The organism is Streptomyces sp. NPDC037290 (genome assembly GCF_055603245.1).
The window spans coordinates 775,542-799,580 of the sequence record NZ_JBVJVZ010000001.1; the positions used below are offsets into that span (position 1 = coordinate 775,542).

Here is a 24,039-nt window from a genome sequence, read left to right on the forward strand (position 1 = left end):
GAAGCAACACCTATACCCCCTCCCCCCCCCCCCCCCCCCCCCCCCCCCCCCCCCCCCCCCCCCCCCCCCCCCCCCCCCCCCCCCCCCCCCCCCCCCCCCCGCCACCGGTGTTCTCCGGGGGAGCGGCACTCACATGGGGACCGTGCAGTCGAAGGCGTGCAGATAGGGGTTGACCGGCCGGATGTCGCCGACCCTCAGGCCCGCCGCCTCCAGCCGTCCGACCATGCTCTGCGTGGTGTGCTTGGCCCCGCCGACGTTCAGGAGCAGCAGCAGGTCCATCGCGGTGCTGAAACGCATCGAGGGGGTGTCGTCGACGAGGTTCTCGATGACCACGATCCGTGCACCCGGGCCGCCCGCCTCGACGACGTTGCGCAGCAGCCTGGCCGTGGACTCGTCGTCCCACTCCAGGATGTTCTTGATGACGTACACGTCGGCCTCGACCGGGACCGACTCGCGGATGTCACCCGGCACGATCCGCGCCCGGTCCGCGAGGTCGCCGCCCGGACGCAGCCGGGGCAGGGCGTTCTCCACCACCCGCGGCAGGTCCAGCAGCCAGCCCTGCATCGCCGGGTACTTGTCCAGCAGGCAGGCCACCACATGCCCCTGCCCGCCGCCCAGATCCGCCACCGACCTGCTGGCGGACAGGTCCAGCAGTGCGGCGACGTCGCGCGCCGACTGCTCGCTGGACGTGGTCATCGCCCGGTTGAAGACGTCGGCCGACTCCGGGGCGTCCTCGTTCAGGTAGGCGAAGAACTCCTTGCCGTAGAGGCCCTCGACCACGTTCCGGCCGGTGCGCACCGCCTCGTCCAGCTTCGGCCAGGCGTCCCACGTCCAGGGCTCGGTGCACCACAGGGAGATGTCGCGCAGGCTGTGCGGGTCGTCCTCGCGCAGCAGCCGGGACATCTCGGTGTGGCCGAACGTCCCGTCCGGGTGCTCGGCGAAGACGCCGTAGCAGGACAGGGCGCGCAGCAGCCGGCGCAGCGGCTTCGGCTCGGTCTTCACCGCGGCCGCGAGGTCCTCCACGGCCGTCGGAGCGTCCCCGAGTGCGTCGGCGACCCCGAGCCGGGCGGCCGCGCGGACGGCGGCGGCGCACGCCGCTCCGAACACGAGCTCTCTCAGCCGCATCGACGGCGGCGGGGACGGGGGTGCCCCCTGCGCGGGGGGAGCCGAGAGCTCGGGGGATGGTGCGGTCATGTGCCGCCTTCCTTCCTTGCCTGGGTGGGTTACGGCGCCTGGGCCTGGGTACGGCCGTCCGGTCAGCACAGACCCGCGGGCTTCGAAGCCCCGCAGGCGTTGCGCTGGAAGACGTTGCTGCTCTTGGTGGCTTCCTGGTTGACGAGGTCCGCCGGGCCGTTGCCGGCCAGCGAGTTGCCGCTGATCCGGTTCCGCTCGCTCGTGGCGCCCACGAAGCTCTTGAACAGGACGATCCCGCCCGACAGCGGGGACGCGCCGGAGTTGTTCCTGACCAGGTTGTGCGTCACCAGGGTGTCGTCGGCGCCGGTCAGGATGATGCCGGAGCCCTGCAGGAAGGGCAGCCGCGCGGTCGCCGCGCAGTACTTGTTGTTCTGCTCGATGAGGTTGTGGCTGACCGTCAGGGCGCCCGCCTTCGGCTTGTTCTCGTCGCCGACGACGAAGACGGCCGCGCAGTTGCCGGTGAGGACGTTGTGCTGGACGGTGAGGTTGCGCAGCCTGCGGACGGTGATGCCGATCCGGTTGCCCTCCAGCTGGTTGTGGTCGAGGACGGTGCCGCCGGTGTCGGTGGCGCCCTGCTCCGCCGAGATGGTGTTGGCGAGGAACAGGCCCGCGTCGCCGTTGGACCGGGCGGTGTCGTTGCGGTAGACGCTGCGGGTGGAGCGTTCCTCCGCGATGCCCCACTGGCCGTTCTTGTCGGCGGTCACTCCGCTCACGGTGAGGCGATCGGCGCCCACGGCGACGACGCCGATCCTGGAGAAACCGGTCACGGTCAGGTGGGCGACGGTGACGTCCTGGACGGGCTGGGTCTTGGTTCCGACGACACAGATGCCGTTGCCCTGCTCCGCGCAGCTCTTCTGGGCCTTGGCGCCACTGTCGGCCTGCGCGGTGGCCGCGGCCTCGGCGGACGGTTCGAGTACGGTGGCCGGGCCCACGCCGCGCAGCGTGATCCCGGAGGTGGTCACCTTGACGCTCTCGTGGTACGTGCCGGCCTGCACGAACACCGTGTCGCCCGGCTGAGCGGCGTCCACCGCCTGCTGGATCGACTCACCCGGATGCACGACATGCACCGCGTGGGCGGCCGACGCCGGGGTGGTGCCGAGGAGTGCGCCGAGAAGGGCGGTACTGCAGACAACGTACGGGATATGGCGTTTTGTCACATTCCGAAGGCTAGGAGCGCATGAGCCGATAACCGGCAGGATGCTCCGTTCGGCGGCGTGTCAGGCCCTGGCCCGCGCCACACCGAGGCCCGAGCGCCCCGGGAAAGGTCACCCCGGCTGCTAGCTTCGCCAGCTGTCGAAGGGCCCGACACCTCACGCCGAGCCGGGACCATGCCGAAGCGGAGGCAATGTGACGGACACGAACACACATCCGAACGGACCGACGGCGGCCTCGGCTGGGCCGGCGGGTGCCCCGGTGGGGTTGGCGGTTGCTCCGGCGGGGGCAGTGGGCGCCTTGGACCTGGCGGCGGCTGCCCTGGTGAGGCCGGTGGTCGCCTCGGCTGGGGCGCCGGTCTCGGACGGGGAGGCGGTCGCCTCGGCCGGGGCAGCGGCCTCGGACGGGGCAGCGGTCGCCTCGGCCGGGTCGGCGCGGGCTTTGGCTGGGCCGGCGGGTGCCTCGGTCGGGTCGGGCGTCGCCTCGGATGAGTCGGGGGGCGCCTCGGCTGGGCCGGCGGGTGCCCCGGGTGTTCCGGTCGGGTCGGCGGGGGCCCCGGCCGGGCCGGCGGGGGTCCCGGAGGGGCTTGTGGGCGCTGCGGTCGGGGCAGCGGGCGTCCCGGTTGGTTCGGGTGGGCCAGGGGGTGTGTCCGTTGGGCGGCGGGATTTTTTGGCGTCGGCTGCGTTGGCCGCTGCCGCCCCGGTTCCGGTTGCCGTGCCTGCCGTCGTGGCGGCCGCGCAGGGCGTCGAGATGCCGGCTGCCGTGCCCGGGCACGGCTCCGTGGCCCGTCTGCTCGCGGTGCCCGGACGCGACCGCGGCGTCGACTGGCTGCGGGCGGCGCTGCAGCTCGCCGTGGAGCTGGAACTCGCCACCATCCCGCCCTACCTGTGCGGCTGGTGGTCGGTCAGGGACCGCCGCAGCGAGGCGGCGCAGCTCATCCGGCGCATCGTCGGCGACGAGATGTACCACCTGGGCGTCGTCTGCAACCTGCTCGTGGCCGTCGGCGGACGGCCCCGGATCAAGGACGCCGCACCCCGCTACCCCTGCTCCCTGCCCGGCGGGGTGCGCACCGGGGTGCACGTGTACCTCTCGGGTCTCACCAGGGACTTCGTGCACGACGTGATGATGGCGATCGAGGCCCCCGAGGCCCCGCTCGCCCGGACCGCGGCGGACTCACCCACCATCGGCGGCTTCTACGGCGAACTGCAGGCGGCGTTCCGGCGCACGGCGCCGTATCTGTCGGCCGAGGGGCAGCTGTCCGACCGCATCGGCGCGGACGTGCTGGAGCCGGTCACCGGCCTGGACGACGTCGAGCGGTCCCTCGAGATCGTCAGGGAGCAGGGCGAGGGCACCGCGAGTTCCCCGGCCGACGCCTTCCAGGACGACCACCCGGCCCACTTCTACGCCTTCGCGGAGATCTACCACGGCCGGCGGCTGCGCAGCACCGCGAGCGGCTGGCAGTACACCGGCGCGCCCGTGCCGTTCCCCGACGCACGCCCCATGGCCCCGGTCCCGCCCGGCGGCTGGGACCGCCCCCCGGCACAGGTCCAACGGCTGCTGGACCAGTTCGACAGCACCTACTCCGCGGTGCTGGACGCGCTCGACGAGGCATGGAGCGGCGGTGGCGGCCGCAGCCTGGGTGCGGCGACCCGCGCCATGCGCGGCATGGAGGAGCCGGCGGTGGAGCTGATGGAGACGCCTCTTGCGGACGCCCCGGGCAGCTACGGCCCCCAGTTCCGGCCCGCCCGGTGATCAGGCAGGCCGGACCGGCAGTCCGTCAGCGGCCCTTCGGCATCCGCATGCCCTTGGGCATGGGCCCCTTGGGCAGCGGCATGTTGCTCATCAGGTCCCCCATGGCACGCAGCCGGTCATTGGTGGCCGTCACCTGGGGACCGGTCAGCACCCGCGGGAACTTCAGCATGGTCGTGCGCAGCTTCTTCAGCTCGACCTGACCCTCGCCGTTGCCGACGATCACGTCGTGCACCGGTACGTCCGCGACGATGCGGTTCATCTTCTTCTTCTCGGCGGCCAGCAGGCTCTTCACCCGGTTCGGGTTGCCCTCGGCGACCAGCACGATGCCGGCCTTCCCGACCGCCCGGTGCACCACGTCCTGGCTGCGGTTCATCGCCACCGCCGGAGTGGTCGTCCAGCCCCGGCCGACGTTGTCCAGCACGGCGGCCGCTGCCCCCGGCTGGCCCTCCATCTGGCCGAAGGCGGCCCGCTCGGCCCGGCGGCCGAACACGATCGCCGTCGCCAGCAGACCGACCAGCAGGCCGAAGATGCCCAGGTAGATCGGGTGACCGAGCAGAAAGCCGATCGCGAGGAAGACACCGAGGGTGCCGATGCCGACGGCCGCGAGTACAAGACCGATCTTCTTGTCGGCCTTGCGGGTCATCTTGTACGTGAGAGCGATCTGCTTCAGTCGCCCTGCGTTCGCGGCGTCCGCCGCGGTTTCCTTCCTCGCCATGCCACGAAGTCTACGTGTCCCCGGGAGTGCGGACGACGGCAGTGCCCGGGGCGACGGCGTCAGGAGCGGTCGGCGGCCTGTTCCAGGACGCGCTGCGCCTCGACCCGGTCCTTGGCACGCCGCCGGTCCTCCAGCACGGAGGTCCACGCGTTGCGGCGGGCGGTGCGCTGACCGCCGCTCATGAGCAGGGACTCGACGGCGCGGAGTGCGTCGGTGAAGGACGGGATGGCGGTGGCGCGTACGGGCGCGGCCTGCATGATCGAGGTCCCCCCTCGGATCGGGTGGTGTACGAGGCGTGATACCAGAGTCACTGATTGGTGTTACCAGGGCGTGTCCGACCGGTCAAACACCAATGAAGCCTTGATGCAGAGCACTGAAACGCTGACGCGGCCCTGATGTCCGCCCTCATCAGCGAGGACGGTCAGGACCGCGTCGTCTCGGCCATTACTGGCCAGTAATTGCTTGTGCGCGAATTCACACGGCTTGCGTGGCGATGTAGGTTCCGCGCTTCTCGACCGCCATCTGGTACAGGCGCCCGGCACGGTACGACGACCGCACCAGGGGGCCGGACATCACACCGGAGAAGCCGATCTGCTCGGCCTCCTCCTTCAGCTCCACGAACTCCTGCGGCTTCACCCAGCGCTCCACCGGGTGGTGCCGGACGGAGGGGCGCAGGTACTGGGTGATGGTGACCAGCTCGCAGCCCGCGTCGTGCAGCTGCTTGAGCGCCTCGCTGACCTCCTCGCGGGTCTCACCCATGCCGAGGATCAGGTTGGACTTGGTGACCAGGCCGAAGTCGCGGGCCTCGGTGATGACCTTCAGGGAGCGCTCGTAGCGGAAGCCGGGGCGGATCCGCTTGAAGATCCGCGGGACCGTCTCGACGTTGTGCGCGAAGACCTCGGGGCGGGCGGAGAAGACCTCGGCCAGCTGCTCGGGGACGGCGTTGAAGTCGGGGGCCAGCAGCTCGACCTTCGTACGGCCGCCCTCGCGGTCCGCCGTCTGCTGGTGGATCTGGCGCACGGTCTCGGCGTACAGCCAGGCGCCGCCGTCCTCCAGGTCGTCACGGGCGACGCCGGTGATGGTGGCGTAGTTCAGGTCCATGGTGACCACGGACTCGCCGACGCGGCGCGGCTCGTCACGGTCGAGCGCCTCGGGCTTGCCGGTGTCGATCTGGCAGAAGTCACAGCGCCGGGTGCACTGGTCGCCGCCGATGAGGAAGGTCGCCTCGCGGTCCTCCCAGCACTCGTAGATGTTCGGGCAGCCGGCTTCCTGGCAGACCGTGTGCAGGCCCTCGCTCTTCACGAGGTTCTGCATCTTCGTGTACTCGGGACCCATTTTCGCCCGCGTCTTGATCCACTCGGGCTTGCGCTCGATGGGGGTCTGGCTGTTGCGGACCTCCAGGCGCAGCATCTTGCGTCCGTCGGGTGCGACTGCGGACACGACCGGCTCCCTAAGCTTTGATTCCTCGGCGCACACCAGGGTACGCCCGTGTTCACTGCGCCCTGCCCGGGAGATCAACCTCTCTGTCGCAGGGCGCATTCCCCGGTCAGGCGGAGGCCCTCTCGATCACCCTCGGCTTGAGGTGCGCGTTCTCCAGGATGTCCTTCAGGTGCTTCTCGACCACCGGCAGGACCTCCTCGATCGTGACGTCCCGGCCCAGCTCGCCCGCGAGGGAGGCCACCCCCGCGTCCCGGATCCCGCACGGGATGATCCGGTCGAACCACTTCATGTCGGGGTTCACGTTGAACGAGAAGCCGTGCATGGTGACGCCCTTGGCCACCCGGATGCCGATCTGGGCGATCTTGCGGTCCTCGCGCCGCTGGCCCGCGTTGGAGGGGGCGTACTCGGGGCCGTTGAGGCGGGGGTCGAACTCCTCGTCGGTGAGGCGCGGGTCGAAGTCCAGGGACAGGCCGCCGAGCGCGGGCCGCTGCTCGACCGGGTCGCCGAGCACCCACACACCGCTGCGGCCCTCGACCCGGGTCGTCTCCAGGCCGAACTCCGCGCAGGTGCGGATGAGCGCCTCCTCCAGGCGCCGTACGTGCGCGACCACGTCCACCGGGCGCGGGAGCTTCTGGATCGGGTAGCCCACCAGCTGGCCCGGGCCGTGCCAGGTGATCTTGCCGCCGCGGTCCACGTCGACGACGGGGGTGCCGTCCAGTGGGCGCTCGCTGTCCTCGGTGCGGCGGCCGGCCGTGTACACCGGCGGGTGCTCCAGGAGGATCACGGTGTCCGGGCCCTCGTCGGCGAACCGGGCCGCGTGCACCCTGCGCTGCTCGTCCCAGGCCTCCTGGTAATCGACGGCATCCGCACCGAACCCCATGCGGACGAACCGCAACTCACTCACGGCAAGCGCCTCCCTCAGCGACCGGCGTGTCAGGCACATAACGCGCCCACGCCACTGTACGACCGACCGGCGTACGTCAGCCCCGCGGGCTTTCCTCACACGATCGGATGAATGCCTCGCGAAGGCTGTGATCGCCTGCTCACTCTCCGCTACATTCACGCCGTTCGTGCGGCCGTAAGGGCTGCTCAAAGGCAATCCGGCACTTCAGAGGCACGGAAGGCAGGAGACCGCACCGCAGATGACGGACCGACCCGCGCAGCGCACCCCCAACCGCCAGCTCGCCACGCTCATCGCAGAGGCGGGGTTCTCCAACGCGGGTCTGGCTCGTCGCGTCGACCAGCTCGGCCTGGAGCACGGGCTGGACCTCAGATACGACAAGACCTCGGTCACCCGCTGGCTGCGCGGGCAGCAGCCGCGCGGTACGACGCCCGCCCTGATCGCCGAGGTGTTCACGCGCCGGCTCGGGCGCCGGCTCACCGCCCAGGATCTCGGCCTGGACGCGTGCGCTCCGGTGTACGCCGGGCTGGAGTTCGCGGCCACCCCGGAGGAGGCCGTCGACATCGTCAGCGGGCTGTGGCGCAAGGACTCCGGCAGCCACGCCGAGCTGCGCAAGATCGCCTTCACCCCGGCGGGACTCGTGGTCCCCAGCCGGGACTGGCTGATCGGCAAGCCGGACGACAAGGTGGCCCGTGACCAGGTGCTCCGGGTGCCCCCGCAGGGCCGTCCGGGCCCGGCCAAGGCCCAGGGGCGGGCGGTGCTCGCGGTCCCGCCCCGGGTGCGTGGGCAGGCCGAACGCGCCCCCGGCCACAGGGTCACGGGCGGCGACATCAACGCGCTGCGCTCGGTCGGCGAGCTGTTCCGCACCCTCGACGACCGGTTCGGCGGCGGCCACGCCCGGCAGGCCCTGGTGCGCTACCTGGAGCACGAGTGCGAGCCGATGCTCCGTGGCACCTACGACGAGCAGACCGGCCGCCGCCTCTTCGGCGCCGCCGCCGACCTCACCCGCCTCGCCGGCTGGACCTCGTACGACATCGCCGCGCACGGGCTCGCCCAGCGCTACTTCGTGCAGGCCCTGCGGCTCGCCCAGGCGGCCGGCGACCGCGCGTACGGCTCCTACGTCCTGGTCACCATGAGCCGTCAGGCCGTCTACCTCGGCCACGGCAGGGAGGCCGTGCAGCTCGCCCGCGTCGCCCAGCAGGGCGTGGGGACCGGTGGCCCGCCGGTCGTGCAGGCGCTGCTGCACGCCTCCGAGGCGAGGGCGCACGGCGTGCTGGGCGAGGTGCGGGCGTGCACGGCGGCGCTCGTGCGGGCCGAGCGCGCCCTGGAGGCGGCCCGGCCCGGGGACGAGGTGCCGTACTGGGCCAAGTTCTTCGACGAGGCGCAGCTCGCCGACGAGTTCGGGCACTGCCACCGGGACCTGCAGCAGTTCCGGGCGGCCGCCCAGCACGCCGAGCGCTCGCTCCAGCTCCGGGCGCCCTCCTATGCCCGCAGCCGCCTCTTCTGCCGTGTCGTCCTCGCCACGGCCCGGCTCGGCCTCGGCGAACTCGACCAGGCGTGCGCGCTGGCCGCGGAGGCCGCGGGCCAGGCCGCGGAGATGCGCTCCGCCCGCGCCGTCGAGTACGTGCGGGACTTCGAGCGCCGGCTGGAGCCGTACCGGGACGCGGCTCCGGTGCGGGGGTACCGGGAGAAGGTGGCGGCGTTGGGGTGAGCCCGCCCCTGCCGGGGCGCGTTCACGCCGCCCTCGGCAGAGAGGGCGCCGGTTCCGCGCGATTGAGCGAACCCGCTGCGCCCAGGTCGGCCAGGATCGCCGCCGTCGCCCTGTGGGCCGAGTGCAGTGCGCCCTGGACCGTGCTGGTGTCGCGGTGGTCGCCGCAGACGTACAGGCCCGCCAGGAGGCGTACGGGGCGGCGCAGGTCGTGCGGGGGGCGCATGGCCGGGACCGCCTCCGCGGTGTGGTGCACCGCCAGCGTCTCCCAGCGGCGTGTCGAGGTGCCGTAGAGGCGGGAGAGGTGGATGCGGACGGCCGTGTCGACCCCTTCCGGCGAGGTGCCCAGCACCGTGGAGGAGATCAGCACCCGGCCGGCCGGCGCCCGGCTCGGGTCCACGTTGCTGAGCACCGCCGTGTGCGCCACCGGCCCGCCCCGGTCGGCGTCCAGCAGCAGCGAGGTACCCGTGCGGAACGCCGGCGCCGGATCGTCGGTGGTGTGGTGGACCACGGTCACCGCGTGGAAGTCGGGCACCCTGAGGCCCGGCAGCAGCTGCGCCGCGGCCCGCGCATCCGTCGCCAGCAGCACCGCCCGGCAGCGGATCTCGCCGTGCTCGGCGGTCGTCACCGCGGTCGTGGCCACCGAGGTGACCCGTACCCCGGTGTGCACCGTACCGGGCGGCAGCGTCCGCGCCAGCAGCTCCGGCAGCATCTCGGCGCCGCCCTCCGGCACACACAGCCGGCCGCTCGCGAAGGCGCGCAGCGCGAGGTCGGCGCACCGGCTGGAGGTGGTCAGTTCCGGGTCGCACAGCAGAGTGGCCAGCAGCGGGCGCAGGAAGCCGTCGATCGTGCGCCCGGGCATCCCGCGCTGGGCGAGGGCCTGGCCGGCGGGCATCTCGGGGCGGGCCAGGATGCGCTCGACCGGGGTGGTGGCGAGCCGGCCCAAAGCGGCGCCGAGCCGCGCCTGGTCGACCGCGCCGCCCACCGGGGCGCCGACCCGGCCGGGGGTGGCCGCCGGCCCTCGGGGGGCGCTCGCGAGAGCGCGCACCGCATGCAGTGCGCCCCTTGCGCTCCCTCCGGCCGCCGGTGCGCCCGCTCGCTGCGCGCGTCCGTCGCGGTGCAGCAGGACGCCGGGCGCGAAGGTGCGCAGGACCAGGGAGTCCAGGCCCGGGGTCGTGCGGAGTTCGGGGTAGGACGTGGACAGCAGCTGTCCGATGCGGTCGAGCCGGAAGCCGTCGACCTTCTCCGTCGACATGCGGCCGCCGACGTACGGGGCGGCCTCGAGGACTGCGGTCGAGATTCCTGCGCTGGTCAGCCGATGAGCCGCCGAGAGTCCGGCGATGCCGGCTCCCACGATGACGACGTCCACCTGGTACGCGGGCTCAAGCACGAGGCCCCTCCTGTGGTTGCGCGGCCGGTGGAGACGTCATGCCCCCAACTGGCTCCGGGGATACCCGAGTTCGGGTCGAGGTTAGGGCCGTGATCGGTCACAAACAGTCGCGCATCAACAGAGCACGGTCGCATGGAGGTCGCATGCGGTCACAACAGATCTCAGGAGGTCGCAGGAGGTCGCAGGAGGTCCGCCCTGTCCGTCAGGCCGCCCGGATGGCGTCGTCGATCCCCGGGAACGCAAAACGGAAGCCCGCCTCCAGCAGCCGCTTCGGCACCACCCGTTGACTGCCCAGCACGTCCCCGGCCAGCTCACCCAGGGCCGCCCGCAGCACCGGCGCCGGTACCGCGAACGGCGCCGGACGGTGCAGCACCCGGGCCATCGCCGCCGTGATCTCACGGTTCGTCAGCGGCTGCGGGGCCGTCAGGTTGAACGGCCCGGACAGCGTGTCGTGGTCGATGAGATACCGGATCGCGGCGACCTCGTCGTGCAGCGCGATGTACGACCAGTACTGCCGCCCGTCACCCAGCCGTCCCCCGAGCCCCGCCCGGAACAGCGGGAACAGCCGCCCCCAGGCGCCCCCGCCGCGCGCCACCACCAGCCCCGTACGCGCGAACACCGTCCGCACGCCCGCCTCCTGCGCACGCGCCGCGGCCTCCTCCCACTCCACGCAGAGCGAGGGCAGGAAGCCGTCGCCCGGCGGCGTCCGCTCGTCCACCACCCGGTCGCCGGTGTCGCCGTAGATGCCGATCGCGCTGCCGCTGACGAACACCCGTGGCGGCTCGGGCAACGCGGCCACCGCCTCCGCCAGCGCGGCCGTGCCCAGCACCCGGCTGTCCCGCAGCACCCGCTTGTACGCCGGCGTCCAGCGCCGGTCGCCGATCCCGGCCCCGGCCAGAGAGACCACCGCGGCACAGCCGGTCAGCCCCGCCGCGTCCACGTACCGCCCCTCCGGGTCCCAGCAGACCTCCTGCGGGCCCACGGCCGCCCGGCGCACCAGTCGTACCACCTCGTGCCCGTCCGCGGTCAGGGACCGCACCAGGGCGCTGCCGATGAGCCCGGACGCACCGGCCACGGCGATTCGCATACGCTCCATGGCCCCAGCATGCCCGTGCGAAAACGCTGTGAGGCGCTCCCGCACCCGCCGTAGGGTGATCGTCATGCCGGAGCCGTACATACGCATCGCCGTGGCCGACGACGAAGAGCGACTGGCCGCCCTCGACCGGGCCACCTGGTCCACCCTGCACGCCGTGTCCCCACGCCCGGCCCCGCCGTACCGGCCCTTCTTCGACGAGCGTCACCTCCCGGAGGACTACCTGGTCGCCGAAGCCGGCGGACGGCTCGTCGGCTACGTCCGCATCGCCCGCCCGACCCCGCTCCCCTCCAACGCGCACGTCCTGCAGATCCAGGGCCTCGCCGTCGCGGAGGAGGCGCGCGGCCAGGGGCTCGGGCGCGCGTTGATCCGGGCCGCCGTCGGGGAGGCGCGCGAACGCGGCGCACGGCGGCTGAGCCTGCGTGTGCTCGGCCACAACGCCCCGGCACGCGCGCTGTACGAGTCCGAGGGGTTCACCGTCGAGGGCGTGCAGCCGGAGGAGTTCCTCCTCGACGGCACCTATGTCGACGACGTGCTCATGGGCCGGCGCGTGTGACCGTCCTGGACCGCTAGGAGCTGACCAGCCGGCCCGTGTCCACCCGTGCCGTCGCCCTGGCCGCGCGCTGGGCGTCGGCCGCCACCTCGTCCGCCGTCAGCGCGTACCCCGTCTCGGTGTCCGAGGTGGAGCGGGCGAAGACAACGCCGAACACCCGGCCGTTCGTGGTCAGCAGCGGGCCGCCGGAGTTGCCCGGCCGGACCGTGGACCGGATCGAGTAGATGTCCCGGGTGACCGCGCCGTCGTTGTAGATGTTCTGCCCGGTCGCCCGCACCCGGCTCGCCACCGTCGCCGCCTGCAGGTTCAGGCTGCCGTCCTGCGGATAGCCCGCCACCACGGCCGCCGCGCCGCGTACCGCGCTCGTGTCGAACCGCAGCACCGGGGCACGCAGCCGGGGCACATACAGCACCGCCACGTCCCGGTCGGGGTCGAAGAGCACCACCCGGGCCTCGTACGACCGCCCGACGCCGCCGACCCGCACGCTCGGGTGGTCGATGCCGGCCACCACGTGCGCGTTGGTCATCACGTGCCGCGCGGAGAAGACGAACCCGCTGCCCTCGCGGCCCTCGTTGCCCGAGACGCCCTCGATCTTCACCGTGCTCAGCTTCGCGGCGCGGGTGGCGGCCGGGGTGACGCTGTCACCCGAGGGGCGGGCCACCTGGGCCGTCGACTCGTTCTCGAACGGGTTGAAGACCTGCGGGAATCCCGCCTCCGTCAGCGCCGACGTGGCCCGCGAGAACCATGCGGGCGTGGTGTCCGGCATCGCCTCCTGCACCGCGCCGAGCAGCGCCGAGTTCCGTATCGCCGAGGTCAGGGTCTGGGAGGGGGCCGCGGACAGCACGCTCGCCGCCACCCAGGCCACGATCAGTACCGCGACCGAGTTCGCCGCCGCGCCCCCTATCCCGTCCGCCACCCGCAGCGGGCCCCGGTCCAGCTCCCCGCGCAGCCGCAGCGCCAGCCGGCCCGCCAGCTCGTGCCCCACGACCGCCGGCACCAGCACCGTCACCACGGCGAGCACCGTCGCCTGGGCCGTACCGCGGTCCACCAGGCCGGTCACCCAGGGCAGCAGCCATACGCCGACGACGGCACCGCCGACGAACCCGGCCAGCGAGACACAGCCGGCCACCAGCCCGCGCCGGTATCCGGACGCCGCGTAGACGAGGATGACCAGCACAAGCACCAGGTCGAGCAGGTCCACGGAGCCGCCTTTCTCTCGGACCCCTCAGTACGGACGGGACGGGCCCGGTGATCAGTCACCCACACACGGGCACGGCCACCGGACGGCGAACCGGCCACGTATGTGTGTACCCCCAGAAACGTCCCGGACCAGGACGATGGTTCCGCCGGGTGGCACAGCGCACATCGCGGGCACACCCCGACGCCCCGAGAGTGGGACCATGCACGCCGTCCGAAGAACACTGCGCAAACCCACAACCCGCCGGACCCCACAGCCCCCGGAGAGCGGGGAGCCGCAGCGGAGCCTGGACACGCCGGGGAGCGGGGAGACGCCGGGGAGCGGGGAGACGCCGGGGAGGCCGGATACGCGGGGGACCCCAGAGTCGTCGGGGGGCCGGGAGGCGCAGCGGAGCCTGGAGACGCCGGGGAGCCGGGAGGCGCCGGGAAGCGCGGAGGCGGCCAGGAGTCTGGCGGCGGACGGAGACGGGAACCTGGCGGCGCAGGGCCAAGAGAGGCAGACGCACGGCCAGGAGAGGCACAGGACACCGGAGACGGAGCAGGCCTCTGGGCCGACGCGGAGTGCGGGGACGCCGGAGACACCCGGGCCTTCGGAAACCGCCGACACCTCCGGGCCGCCGCCGGAGCCGTCGAGGCCGTCGGCAGTCTCCGAGACGCGGGCGCCGCAGGTGCCGGAGGATCGGCCGGCAGCCTCCGAGACCCTCGGGACGCCGCCCACACCGGGCTCGTCGGCCAGCCCCGAGACGCTCGGAGCGCAGCAGACGCCGGGGCCCACCGAGACCCTCGACACCTCCGTGCCCCCGGACGCTGCCGACAATCCCCAGCCCCCGGACACCACCCGTTCTCCGGGCACCATCGACACCCCCCGGTCCCCGGACACTGCCCCGTCTCCGGACGCCGCCTCACTATCGGGCACCGCCGACGGCCCCCACCCCCCGGACACCCCCCGGTCCCCGGACGCCGCCGCGCCATCGGGCACCGCCGACACCCCCGGTCCGCCCGAGCGCCCCGCTCCCGAGCCTGCCGAGTCGGGCGAGGCCGGTCAGGCGGTGGGGTGGGGGAGGCGGGCTCGGGGGCGGGGGCCAGGGGTTCTGCTGGTGTTGCTCGGCTGTCTGCTCGGGCTCGTGGCCGTCCTCACGCTCGTGCTGTGCGCCCGTGGTGCCGAGCGCCCCGAGGCGGTCCGTCTCGACCGGCCCGGGCCGGCCCGCGCCCCGGCCCACCGCGCCGCCCGGCCGCGCATCGTGCCCCGTTCCGTGTGGCTGGGCACGGCACAGCGCACCCAGCCGCCCCCGCGCTACGACGACAAGGTGGTCGCGGTCTTCGTCCACCACACCGACTCGCCGGGCACGTACGACTGCGCCGACGCGCCGCGCATCATCCAGCACCTGTACGCCGGGCAGACCGGCGACCGCCGCTGGGACGACATCGGGTACAACTTCCTCGTCGACCGCTGCGGCACCATCTACGAGGGCCGTGCCGGAGGCGTCGAACGGCCCGTCACCGGCGCCCACACCCTGGGCTTCAACCATCGCACCGCCGGTATCGCCGCCCTCGGCACCTTCACCGCCGGTGTCCCCGTGCCCCGGGCCATGACCGACGCGATCGCCGCACTGACCGCCTGGAAACTCGGCCTCGCCGACGTCGACCCACGCACCACCGTCCGCCTGGTGTCCAGCAGCAGCCACAGCCGCTACCACGCCGGCACCACCGCCACCCTGCCCGCCGTCTCCGGTCACAACGCCGGGTTCATGACGAACTGCCCCGGCGCCGCCCTCGCCGCCCGCCTCCCCGAGATCAGGGAGCAGGCCGCCCGCCTGCAGGGCCGGACCGTCCTCCGGCGCCGGACCGCACCGGCGCCGACGTCCTCAGCAACGCCATAGCCGCCACGCAGCCTCCTCCGAGCCCCGCGCCCCACGGTCGTGCACGTCACCGAGCCGATGCCGCGCGGTCGCGACCGTCGTCCTCGGCCCGGCCGCGGTCACCGCGTCCGCGCTCGCCAACGCCGCCCCGCTGCACCACGCGGTGGGAGCGGACCGCACGGCCGGCTGAGCCGCGGCGGGCTACTCCCGGAAGCGGTCCCACAGCCGGGGAAACCGTTCGGCGAGCGCCCGCTCGTTCTCGAAGTCCAGCGGCGTGCCCTCCGGCTCGGCGGGCGCCGGGGCGATGCCCAGGTCGGGCGCGACGGTGCCGGTCAGCTGCTCGTAGGCCTCGTCCGCCGCGTAGCCCAGTTCCTCGCCGTCGCCGTCGATCTCCTCGTCGAACTCGTCCAGCAACTCGGCCAGCGAGTCCGGATCGTGCAGGGCGCCCTCGTAGACCTCCCGGCCCTGGCCGATCAGCCAGCACCGGAAGAAGTCGAACGCGTCGTCGCTGGCCCCGTCCAGCAGCACCCAGGCGGCGCCCCACAGGTCCCAGTGGTAGGCGCGGTTGTACCGGGCCTCGAAGTGACGGGCGAAGTCCAGGACCAGGTCGGGGTCCAGCTGGAGCAGCCGGTCCACGAGCACGTCGGCCTGTTCCTCGGGATCGCCTTCGGCACTCTCGCGGGCGGCGTCGATCAGCTCCCAGAACTCCGTCTCGTCCATCACGGCACCAGCATCGGGCCTCCACCGGAGGGACGCACGCGGAGTGCGCCGGAGTGCGGCGGATCGTTATCCGGTGTCCACACCGGTGTCCGCGCCGGCGCTCGTACGGCCGTACAGAGCGGCCAGCCGGGCCGCGTCCCTCGCGAACCGCTCGCGCAGGCTCCCGGGGGCCAGCACCTCGACGTCCGCGCCGAGCGCCGTCAGCTGCGCGTGCGCGACCTCCTCCGACTCGACCGGCACCGTCACCGTCACCCAGCCCGCCCCGTCCGGCTCGCCCGCCTCGCGCAGCGCCTCGCGCGCCGACATCGGTTCGACGGCGTACCGCAGCCCGCGCACACCCTCCGGGGACAGCCGTACGACCACCTCGGCGCGCAGCAGCGAGCGTGCGAACCGCTCGGCCTGCTCGGACCAGTGGCCGGGCAGGTCGAAGCCGGGATCACGGGTGAAGCGTTCCTCCAGTGGATCCACCGTGCTGAACCGGTCGATCCGGTACGTCCGGAAGGAGCCACCGCCGGCCACCCGCGCGCACAGGTACCAGACGCCCGCCTTCAGCACGAGCCCGTACGGCTCCAGCAGCCGCTCCACCTCGTCCTCGGCCCGCCGGTACCGGGCGGTGACCCGGCGGTCGTCCCACACCGCCTCCGCGACCACCGGCAGCAGCGCCGGCGTCTCCGGCTCCCGGAACCAGGCCGGAGCGTCCAGGTGGAACCGCTGGGCGGCGCTGTCCGGGGCGTCGCGCAGGGACGGCAGCAGTGCCGCGGACACCTTCAGCCGGGCGGCACAGTGGGCGTCCTCCAGTCCCATGTCCCGCAGCACCCCTGGCACCCCGCTCAGGAACAACGCCTCCGCCTCGCTCCTGGCCAGTCCCGTCAGCCGCGTCCGGTATCCGCCGACCAGGCGGTACCCGCCGGCCCGCCCGCGGTCCGCGTACACCGGCACGCCCGCCTCCGACAGGGCCTGCGCGTCCCGTGTCACGGTCCGCTCCGACACCTCCAGCTCGCGGGCCAGCTCGGCGGCGGTCATGGACGGCCGGGACTGCAGCAGGAGCACCATCTTGATGAGCCGGGCCGCACGCATGTCCTTCATCATGCCGGGCGCCACCGACAACGAAGGGGTACGGCAGCAGCCGTACCCCTTCGCAGCACCTCGGTGCCTACAGCCCGTACTTCTCCCGGGCCTCCTTGACCGCCGTGGCCTTCACCTCGCCGCGCCTGGCCAGCTGGGCCAGGGCCGCGACGACGATCGACTCGGCGTCGACGCCGAAGTGGCGGCGGGCGGCCTCGCGGGTGTCGGAGAGGCCGAAGCCGTCGGCGCCCAGCGAGGAGTAGTCCTGCTCGACCCACTGCGCGATCTGGTCCGGGACCTGGCGCATGTAGTCGGAGACGGCCAGGACCGGGCCCTCGGCGCCCTGGAGCGCCTGGCGGACGTACGGCACGCGCTCCTCGCCGCGCAGCAGCGCCGCGTCGGCCTCCATCGCGTCCCGGCGCAGCTCCGACCAGGAGGTGGCGGACCACACGTCGGCGGCAACCCCCCACTCCTCGGCGAGCAGCTTCTGCGCCTCGACGGCCCAGTGGATCGCCGTACCGGAGCCCAGCAGCTGGATGCGCGGGGCGCCCGCCGGGGCGGTCACGCCCGCGGACTCCGCCGTGCTGAAGCGGTACAGGCCCTTGACGATGCCCTCGTCGATGCCGAGGCCCTGCGGCTTGGCGGGCTGCGGCAGCGGCTCGTTGTAGACCGTCAGGTAGTAGAAGACGTTCTGGTCCTCGCCCGGCTTGGCCTCGCCGTACATCCGGCGCAGACCCTCACGGACGATCACCGCGATCTCGTAGGCGAACGCGGGGTCGTACGTCAGCGCGGCCGGGTTGGTCGCGGCGATGACCGGGGAGTGGCCGTCGGCGTGCTGCAGGCCCTCACCGGTGAGGGTCGTACGGCCGGCGGTCGCGCCGACGAGGAAGCCGCGGCCGAGCTGGTCGCCGAGCTGCCACATCTGGTCGGCGGTGCGCTGCCAGCCGAACATCGAGTAGAAGATGTAGAACGGGATCATCGCCTCGCCGTGCGTCGCGTACGCGGTGGACGCGGCGATGAAGTCGGCCATGGAACCGGCCTCGGTGATCCCCTCGTTGAGGATCTGGCCGTTCTTGGCCTCCTTGTAGTACATCAGCTGGTCGCGGTCGACCGGCTCGTACGTCTGGCCCTTGGGGGAGTAGATGCCCAGGGACGGGAACAGCGACTCCATACCGAAGGTGCGCGCCTCGTCCGGGACGATCGGCACCCAGCGCCTACCGGTCTCCTTGTCGCGGACCAGGTCCTTGACCAGGCGGACGAAGGCCATGGTGGTGGCCACGTTCTGCGAGCCGGAGCCCTTGTCGAAGGAGGCGAACGCCTTCTCGGCGGGGGCGGGCAGCGGGGCCAGCGCGTGGGTGCGGCGGGCCGGGGCCGGGCCGCCGAGGGCCGCGCGGCGCTCCTGGAGGTAGCGGACCTCGGGCGAGTCGGCGCCCGGGTGGCCGTAGGGCACCACGCCGTCGACGAAGTCGCTGTCCTTGATCGGCAGGTCGAGCAGGTCGCGCATCGCCTTGAACTCGTCCACCGTCAGCTTCTTCATCTGGTGGTTGGCGTTCTTCGACGCGAAGCCCTCGCCGAGGGTGTGGCCCTTGACCGTCTGGGCCAGGATCACGGTCGGCGCGCCCTTGTGCTCGACGGCGGCCTTGTACGCGGCGTAGACCTTGCGGGCCTCGTGACCGCCGCGGGAGAGGTGGAAGACCTCGAGGATCTTGTCGTCGCTCAGCAGCTTCGCCATCTCGACGAGCGCCGGGTCGGCGCCGAAGAAGTCCCGGCGGATGTAGGCGGCGTCGCGGGTCTGGTACGTCTGGATCTGCGCGTCCGGTACCTGGCGCAGCCGGCGTACGAGCGCGCCGGTGGTGTCGAGCCGGAACAGCTCGTCCCAGGCCGAGCCCCACAGCGTCTTGACGACGTTCCAGCCGGCGCCGCGGAACTGGGCCTCCAGCTCCTGCACAATCTTGAAGTTGGCGCGGACCGGGCCGTCGAGGCGCTGCAGGTTGCAGTTGATGACGAAGGTGAGGTTGTCCAGCTCCTCACGGGCCGCGAGCGCGAGGGCCGCCGTCGACTCCGGCTCGTCCATCTCGCCGTCGCCCAGGAAGGCCCAGACGTGGGACGCCGAGACGTCCTTGATGCCGCGGTTGGTGAGGTAGCGGTTGAAGCGCGCCTGGTAGATGGCGGAGAGCGGGCCGAGGCCCATCGACACCGTCGGGAACTCCCACAGCCAGGGCAGCCGGCGCGGGTGCGGGTACGACGGCAGGCCGTTGCCGCCGGCCTCCTGGCGGAAGTTGTCCAGGTGCGCCTCGTTCAGGCGGCCGTCGAGGAAGGCGCGGGCGTAGATGCCGGGGGAGGCGTGGCCCTGGATGTACAGCTGGTCGCCGGAGCCGTCGCCCTCCTTGCCCTTGAAGAAGTGGTTGAAGCCGGTCTCGTACAGCCAGGCGGCGGAGGCGAAGGTGGCGATGTGGCCGCCGACGCCGTGCTTCGAGCCGCGGGTCACCATGGCGGCCGCGTTCCAGCGGTTCCAGGCGGTGATCCGGGCCTCCAGCTCCGGGTCACCGGGCAGGCCCGGCTCGGCGGAGGTGGGGATGGTGTTGACGTAGTCCGTCTCGAGGAGCTTCGGCAGCGCGATGCCGCCCGCCTCGGCGCGCTCCAGCGTGCGCCGCATCAGGTACGCGGCGCGGTGCGGCCCGGCCTCCCTGGCGACGGCGTCGAGGGAGGCCTGCCATTCGGCGGTCTCCTCCGGGTCGCGGTCCGGGAGCTGGTCGAGCGCGCTCGGCTGGATGGCGTTGGGGTCGGTCATGTCGCCGCCTTCCTCAGTCGAAGGGGGTTCCCTCATCGGTAAGGGTTCGGGGGTGCCCTAGGTCTTTGGCAGGACAGGGCTGGACTTCGGTGGAAGTCCGTCGGCGACTGTAACTCCTTGATCGATGATCGATCAAAGGGTTGAGGGTGAAAAAGTCTTGATTCCGAGAAAGTAGGCACGCGGTGCCTTCGACGATGGCACCGGGTGACGCTGAAGCGCCTTGTTTTCGCAGGTGGGGAGGCGTATGAGCGGGGGTGTGCTCGACTGAAATCAAGGGCGGGGGGCGCAGCCGAGGACGTGCGCCTTCACCAGCTCCGCGATCCGCGGATCCCGGCGCTTGAACGCCTGTACGAGCTCCTCGTGCTCCTCGGCGTACGACTGCTGGACCGTCCCCAGCCAGCGGATCGACAGCGCCGTGAAGACCTCGATGCCGAGGCCCTCCCAGGTGTGCAGGAGCACGGAGTTGCGCGCGGCGCGCACGAGTTCCCGGTGGAAGCCGACCGTGTGGCGGACCTGGCCGGTGCCGTCGGCGTTGCGGTCGGCCTCGTACAGGGCGAAGACGTGCGGTTCCAGGGCCGAGCAGTCCACCGCGAGGCGGTCGGCCGCCAGCTCCGCCGCGATGGCCTCGAGGCCGGCCCGGACCGGGTAGCTCTCCTCCAGGTCCGCCGCCGTGAGGTTGCGGACCCGTACGCCCTTGTTGGGGGCCGACTCGATCAGGCGCAGCGACTCCAGCTCGCGCAGGGCCTCGCGGACCGGGGTCTGGCTGACCTCCAGCTCGGTGGCGATCCGCCGCTCCACGATGCGCTCACCCGGCTGCCAGCGCCCGCTGACGATCCCCTCCACGATGTGCTCGCGGATCTGTTCGCGCAGCGAGTGGACGACGGGCGCGGTCATTGAGGGCTCCTTCGGGAGGGCTGACGTTTAGACAATACGGCGGGTTCGCTTGGCGGGTAGGACCTCTGGGGGTGCTTTTGCGCAGGTGAGACGAGGCTTACACGCTCCGGGTGCCGACAAACACGAACACCCCGCCCGGAGAGGCTCCGGACGGGGTGTCGTACAGGCACAGGACCCGAGGGTTACAGACCGAGCTCGACCTCGAACTCGCCCGCCTCCAGGATCGCCTTGACCGCCGTCAGGTAACGGGCCGCGTCGGCGCCGTCGACCAGGCGGTGGTCGTAGGAGAGGGTCAGGTAGGTCATGTCGCGGACGCCGATGACCGTGCCCTCCTCAGTCTCGATGACGGCCGGACGCTTGACCGTGGCACCGATGCCGAGGATCGCGACCTGGCCCGGCGGCACGATGATCGTGTCGAACAGCGCGCCACGCGAACCGGTGTTGGAGATGGTGAAGGTCGCACCGGACAGCTCGTCCGGGGTGATCTTGTTGGCGCGGACCTTGCCCGCCAGCTCCGCCGTGGCCTTGGCGATGCCCGCGATGTTGAGGTCGCCGGCGCGCTTGATGACCGGGGTCATCAGGCCCTTCTCGGAGTCCACCGCGATACCGATGTTCTCGGAGTCGAAGTAGGTGATCGTGCCCTCGGCCTCGTTGATCTTGGCGTTGACGACCGGGTGGGCCTTCAGCGCCTGCGCGGCGGCCTTGACGAAGAACGGCATCGGGGAGAGCTTGACGCCCTCACGGGCCGCGAAGGAGTCCTTCGCCTTGGCGCGCAGCTTCATCAGGCGGGTGACGTCGACCTCGACGACCGACGACAGCTGGGCCTGCTCGTGCAGCGCCTTGACCATGTTGTCGCCGATGACCTTGCGGATGCGGGGCATCTTGACGGTCTGGCCGCGCAGGGGGGAGACCTCCAGCGCGGGCGCCTTCTTCGCGGCGGCCGGAGCAGCGGCGGCCGGAGCCGGGGCAGCGGCGGCGGCCTTCGCGGCCTCGGCGGCGGCGAGGACGTCCTGCTTGCGGATACGGCCGCCGACGCCGGTGCCCTTGACGGCGGACAGGTCGACGCCGTTCTCGGCGGCGAGCTTGCGCACCAGCGGGGTGACGTAGGCACCCTCGTCGGTCGCCTGGGTGGCGGTCGGCGAGGTCGGCGCGGTGGTCGGGGTGACCGGGGCCGGGGCCGGGGCGGGCGCCGGAGCGGCCGGAGCCGCGGGCTGGGCCGGAGCCGGGGCGGCAGCGGCGGGCGCGGCCGGAGCGGCGGGCGCGGCCGGAGCCGGAGCCGGGGCAGCCGGAGCCGCCGGGGCAGCGGCGGCCGGGGCCGGAGCGGCGGCCGGGGCGGCGGCCGGGGCGGCACCCGGGGCGCCGATGACGGCGAGCTTGGCGCCGACCTCGGCGGTCTCGTCCTCGTTCACCACGATCTCCAGCAGCACGCCGGAGGCGGGCGCCGGGATCTCGGTGTCGACCTTGTCCGTGGAGACCTCGAGCAGCGGCTCGTCGGCCTCGACGGAGTCACCGACCGACTTCAGCCAGCGGGTGACGGTGCCCTCGGTGACGGACTCACCGAGCGCGGGCAGGACCACGTCCGTGCCCTCGGCGCCACCGGCCGGGGCGGCAGCGGGGGCGGGGGCGGCCGGAGCCTCGGGGGCGGGGGCCGGGGCCTCGGCCACCGGAGCGGCCGGGGCCGGAGCCTCGGCAGCGGCGGGAGCCGGGGCGGCAGCGGGGGCACCGGTGCCGTCGTCGATGACGGCCAGCTCGGCGCCGACCTCGACCGTCTCGTCCTCGGCGACCTTGATCGAGGCCAGCACACCGGCGGCCGGCGAGGGGATCTCGGTGTCGACCTTGTCGGTCGACACCTCGAGCAGCGGCTCGTCGGCCTCGACGCGCTCGCCCTCGGCCTTCAGCCAGCGGGTGACAGTGCCCTCGGTGACGCTCTCACCGAGCGCCGGAAGGGTTACGGAAACCGCCATGGTTTCGGTTGCTCCTAACGAATTGCGGAAGTCTGTGTCGTCGCGCCCGTTGACCGAAGGCTCAGTCGTGGGAGTGCAGCGGCTTGCCGGCCAGCGCCAGGTGCGCCTCGCCGAGCGCCTCGTTCTGCGTCGGGTGGGCGTGGATGAGCTGGGCGACCTCGGCCGGCAGCGCCTCCCAGTTGTAGATCAGCTGGGCCTCGCCGACCTGCTCGCCCATGCGGTCGCCGACCATGTGGACGCCGACCACGGCACCGTCCTTGACCTGGACGAGCTTGATCTCGCCCGCGGTCTTCAGGATCTTGCTCTTGCCGTTGCCCGCCAGGTTGTACTTCAGAGCGACGACCTTGTCCGCGCCGTAGATCTCCTTGGCCTTGGCCTCGGTGATACCGACGGAGGCGACCTCCGGGTGGCAGTACGTCACCCGCGGGACACCGTCGTAGTCGACCGGAACGACCTTCAGACCGGCCAGACGCTCCGCCACCAGGATGCCCTCGGCGAAGCCGACGTGCGCGAGCTGGAGCGTCGGGACGAGGTCACCGACCGCGGAGATGGTCGGGACGTTGGTCCGCATGTACTCGTCGACGAGGACGTAACCGCGGTCCATGGCGACCCCGGCCTCCTCGTAGCCCAGGCCCTGCGAGACGGGGCCGCGGCCGACGGCGACGAGGAGGACCTCGGCCTCGAACTCCTTGCCGTCGGCGAGGGTGACCTTCACGCCGTCCTGGGTGTACTCGGCCTTCTGGAAGAAGGTGCCGAGGTTGAACTTGATGCCGCGCTTGCGGAACGCGCGCTCAAGAAGCTTCGAGGAGTTCTCGTCCTCGACCGGGACGAGGTGCTTCAGGCCCTCGATGACCGTGACGTCCGAGCCGAAGGACTTCCACGCCGAGGCGAACTCGACGCCGATGACACCGCCGCCCAGGATGATCGCGGACTTGGGCACGCGGTCCAGGACGAGGGCGTGGTCGGAGGAGATGATGCGGTCGCCGTCGATCTCCAGGCCCGGCAGCGACTTCGGCACGGAGCCGGTCGCCAGCAGGACGTGGCGGCCCTGGACGCGCCGGCCGTTCACATCCACGGAGGTGGGGGAGGACAGCCGGCCCTCACCCTCGATGTACGTCACCTTCCGGGACGCGATGAGACCCTGCAGACCCTTGTACAGGCCCGAGATCACGTCGTCCTTGTACTTGTGGACGGCCGGGACGTCGATGCCCTCGAAGGTCGCCTTCACACCGAACTGCTCGCTCTCGCGGGCCTGGTCGGCGATCTCGCCCGCGTGGAGCAGGGCCTTGGTGGGGATGCAACCCCGGTGCAGGCAGGTGCCGCCGACCTTGTCCTTCTCGATCAGGGCGACGTCAAGGCCCAGCTGCGCCCCGCGCAGGGCCGCGGCGTAACCACCGCTACCACCGCCGAGGATCACTAGGTCGAAAACGGTGCTGGCGTCGTTCGCCACGTCACGTCCTCCATGCATGTGCGCCTTGCGCCGGTCTCCGATGACCGGCGGGCGGCTGGTGTCCGGCCGCTTGATGCTTCGGCCCTTCGGTGGGGGCCCTGTCCTGCCGGGCTCCATCTTTGCACTTGTTCGAGGCGGACGAGACGCCGGGCTGGAGTGTGAGACACCCCACGTACAGCTGAAAACGACGTGCGGGAGAGC

Annotated in this window: 19 protein-coding genes; 4 read left to right on the forward strand and 15 right to left on the reverse strand. The window is 72.5% G+C overall.

The window, feature by feature from the left end; translation table 11 throughout:
* Positions 1 to 129: 129 nt before the first annotated feature.
* Both ACZ7HQ_RS03580 and ACZ7HQ_RS03585 read right to left on the reverse strand, forming a co-directional pair.
* Positions 130 to 1,194 carry a methyltransferase gene (locus tag ACZ7HQ_RS03580; RefSeq protein WP_470984110.1) on the reverse strand — a complete coding sequence of 355 codons (1,065 nt, stop codon included), beginning with the start codon at positions 1,192 to 1,194 and terminating at the stop codon, positions 130 to 132.
* 62 nt (positions 1,195 to 1,256) lie between these two features.
* Positions 1,257 to 2,351, reverse strand: coding sequence for a right-handed parallel beta-helix repeat-containing protein (locus ACZ7HQ_RS03585; protein WP_470984113.1), 1,095 nt, complete (start codon positions 2,349 to 2,351; stop codon positions 1,257 to 1,259).
* A gap of 709 nt (positions 2,352 to 3,060) precedes the next feature.
* Here ACZ7HQ_RS03585 and ACZ7HQ_RS03590 point away from each other — a divergent pair.
* Positions 3,061 to 4,098, forward strand: a complete 1,038-nt coding sequence (locus ACZ7HQ_RS03590; protein ID WP_470984115.1) for a ferritin-like domain-containing protein — start codon at positions 3,061 to 3,063, stop codon at positions 4,096 to 4,098.
* Positions 4,099 to 4,123: 25 nt separating this feature from the next.
* On the opposite strand, the gene ACZ7HQ_RS03595 is transcribed toward ACZ7HQ_RS03590, so the two are convergent.
* The 4 genes from ACZ7HQ_RS03595 to lipB all read right to left on the reverse strand — a co-directional run bounded on the left by ACZ7HQ_RS03595 (position 4,124) and on the right by lipB (position 7,157).
* Positions 4,124 to 4,813 carry a DUF4191 domain-containing protein gene (locus ACZ7HQ_RS03595; protein WP_470984117.1) on the reverse strand — a complete coding sequence of 230 codons (690 nt, stop codon included), beginning with the start codon at positions 4,811 to 4,813 and terminating at the stop codon, positions 4,124 to 4,126.
* A 59-nt stretch (positions 4,814 to 4,872) separates the two neighbouring features.
* Complete coding sequence (locus ACZ7HQ_RS03600) at positions 4,873 to 5,070, reverse strand: SCO2195 family GlnR-regulated protein (protein ID WP_069781302.1); 198 nt, start codon at positions 5,068 to 5,070, stop codon at positions 4,873 to 4,875.
* 217 nt (positions 5,071 to 5,287) lie between these two features.
* Complete coding sequence (gene lipA / locus ACZ7HQ_RS03605) at positions 5,288 to 6,253, reverse strand: lipoyl synthase (protein ID WP_470984120.1); 966 nt, start codon at positions 6,251 to 6,253, stop codon at positions 5,288 to 5,290.
* A 106-nt stretch (positions 6,254 to 6,359) separates the two neighbouring features.
* Entirely contained in the window at positions 6,360 to 7,157 is a 798-nt protein-coding gene (gene lipB / locus ACZ7HQ_RS03610; RefSeq protein WP_470984122.1) for a lipoyl(octanoyl) transferase LipB, read from the reverse strand.
* 238 nt (positions 7,158 to 7,395) lie between these two features.
* Here lipB and ACZ7HQ_RS03615 point away from each other — a divergent pair, with 238 nt between their 5' ends.
* The gene (locus ACZ7HQ_RS03615; protein WP_470984125.1) at positions 7,396 to 8,865 is read left to right on the forward strand and encodes a regulator; all 1,470 of its coding nucleotides are present in this window, start codon (positions 7,396 to 7,398) and stop codon (positions 8,863 to 8,865) included.
* A 22-nt stretch (positions 8,866 to 8,887) separates the two neighbouring features.
* On the opposite strand, the gene ACZ7HQ_RS03620 is transcribed toward ACZ7HQ_RS03615, so the two are convergent.
* Both ACZ7HQ_RS03620 and ACZ7HQ_RS03625 read right to left on the reverse strand, forming a co-directional pair.
* Entirely contained in the window at positions 8,888 to 10,252 is a 1,365-nt protein-coding gene (locus tag ACZ7HQ_RS03620) for an NAD(P)/FAD-dependent oxidoreductase (protein ID WP_470984128.1), read from the reverse strand.
* A gap of 202 nt (positions 10,253 to 10,454) precedes the next feature.
* Positions 10,455 to 11,348 (reverse strand): TIGR01777 family oxidoreductase, encoded by an 894-nt coding sequence (locus ACZ7HQ_RS03625; RefSeq protein ID WP_470984131.1) that lies wholly within the window; start codon positions 11,346 to 11,348, stop codon positions 10,455 to 10,457.
* 64 nt (positions 11,349 to 11,412) lie between these two features.
* Between ACZ7HQ_RS03625 and ACZ7HQ_RS03630 the strand changes: the two genes are divergently transcribed.
* Entirely contained in the window at positions 11,413 to 11,901 is a 489-nt protein-coding gene (locus ACZ7HQ_RS03630) for a GNAT family N-acetyltransferase (protein WP_470984133.1), read from the forward strand.
* A gap of 13 nt (positions 11,902 to 11,914) precedes the next feature.
* Here the strand turns inward: ACZ7HQ_RS03630 and ACZ7HQ_RS03635 are convergent, their stop codons facing one another.
* Positions 11,915 to 13,099 (reverse strand): MarP family serine protease, encoded by a 1,185-nt coding sequence (locus ACZ7HQ_RS03635; protein ID WP_470984135.1) that lies wholly within the window; start codon positions 13,097 to 13,099, stop codon positions 11,915 to 11,917.
* Positions 13,100 to 14,192: 1,093 nt separating this feature from the next.
* Here ACZ7HQ_RS03635 and ACZ7HQ_RS03640 point away from each other — a divergent pair.
* Positions 14,193 to 14,975: a peptidoglycan recognition protein family protein gene (locus tag ACZ7HQ_RS03640; RefSeq protein ID WP_470985193.1), complete on the forward strand. Its 783-nt coding sequence runs from the start codon at positions 14,193 to 14,195 to the stop codon at positions 14,973 to 14,975.
* Positions 14,976 to 15,155: 180 nt separating this feature from the next.
* On the opposite strand, the gene ACZ7HQ_RS03645 is transcribed toward ACZ7HQ_RS03640, so the two are convergent.
* The 6 genes from ACZ7HQ_RS03645 to lpdA all read right to left on the reverse strand — a co-directional run bounded on the left by ACZ7HQ_RS03645 (position 15,156) and on the right by lpdA (position 23,838).
* Positions 15,156 to 15,674: a DUF4240 domain-containing protein gene (locus ACZ7HQ_RS03645; protein ID WP_470985196.1), complete on the reverse strand. Its 519-nt coding sequence runs from the start codon at positions 15,672 to 15,674 to the stop codon at positions 15,156 to 15,158.
* 66 nt (positions 15,675 to 15,740) lie between these two features.
* On the reverse strand, positions 15,741 to 16,751 hold the full coding sequence (locus ACZ7HQ_RS03650) for a helix-turn-helix transcriptional regulator (protein ID WP_470984137.1): 1,011 nt from the start codon (positions 16,749 to 16,751) through the stop codon (positions 15,741 to 15,743).
* Between the two features lie 76 nt (positions 16,752 to 16,827).
* Positions 16,828 to 19,530: a pyruvate dehydrogenase (acetyl-transferring), homodimeric type gene (aceE, locus tag ACZ7HQ_RS03655; protein WP_470984140.1), complete on the reverse strand. Its 2,703-nt coding sequence runs from the start codon at positions 19,528 to 19,530 to the stop codon at positions 16,828 to 16,830.
* Between the two features lie 270 nt (positions 19,531 to 19,800).
* Positions 19,801 to 20,424 (reverse strand): GntR family transcriptional regulator, encoded by a 624-nt coding sequence (locus tag ACZ7HQ_RS03660; protein WP_470984143.1) that lies wholly within the window; start codon positions 20,422 to 20,424, stop codon positions 19,801 to 19,803.
* Between the two features lie 182 nt (positions 20,425 to 20,606).
* Positions 20,607 to 22,388 (reverse strand): 2-oxoglutarate dehydrogenase, E2 component, dihydrolipoamide succinyltransferase, encoded by a 1,782-nt coding sequence (gene sucB, locus ACZ7HQ_RS03665; protein WP_470984145.1) that lies wholly within the window; start codon positions 22,386 to 22,388, stop codon positions 20,607 to 20,609.
* Positions 22,389 to 22,449: 61 nt separating this feature from the next.
* Positions 22,450 to 23,838: a dihydrolipoyl dehydrogenase gene (gene lpdA, locus ACZ7HQ_RS03670; protein ID WP_470984148.1), complete on the reverse strand. Its 1,389-nt coding sequence runs from the start codon at positions 23,836 to 23,838 to the stop codon at positions 22,450 to 22,452.
* Positions 23,839 to 24,039 lie beyond the last annotated feature (201 nt).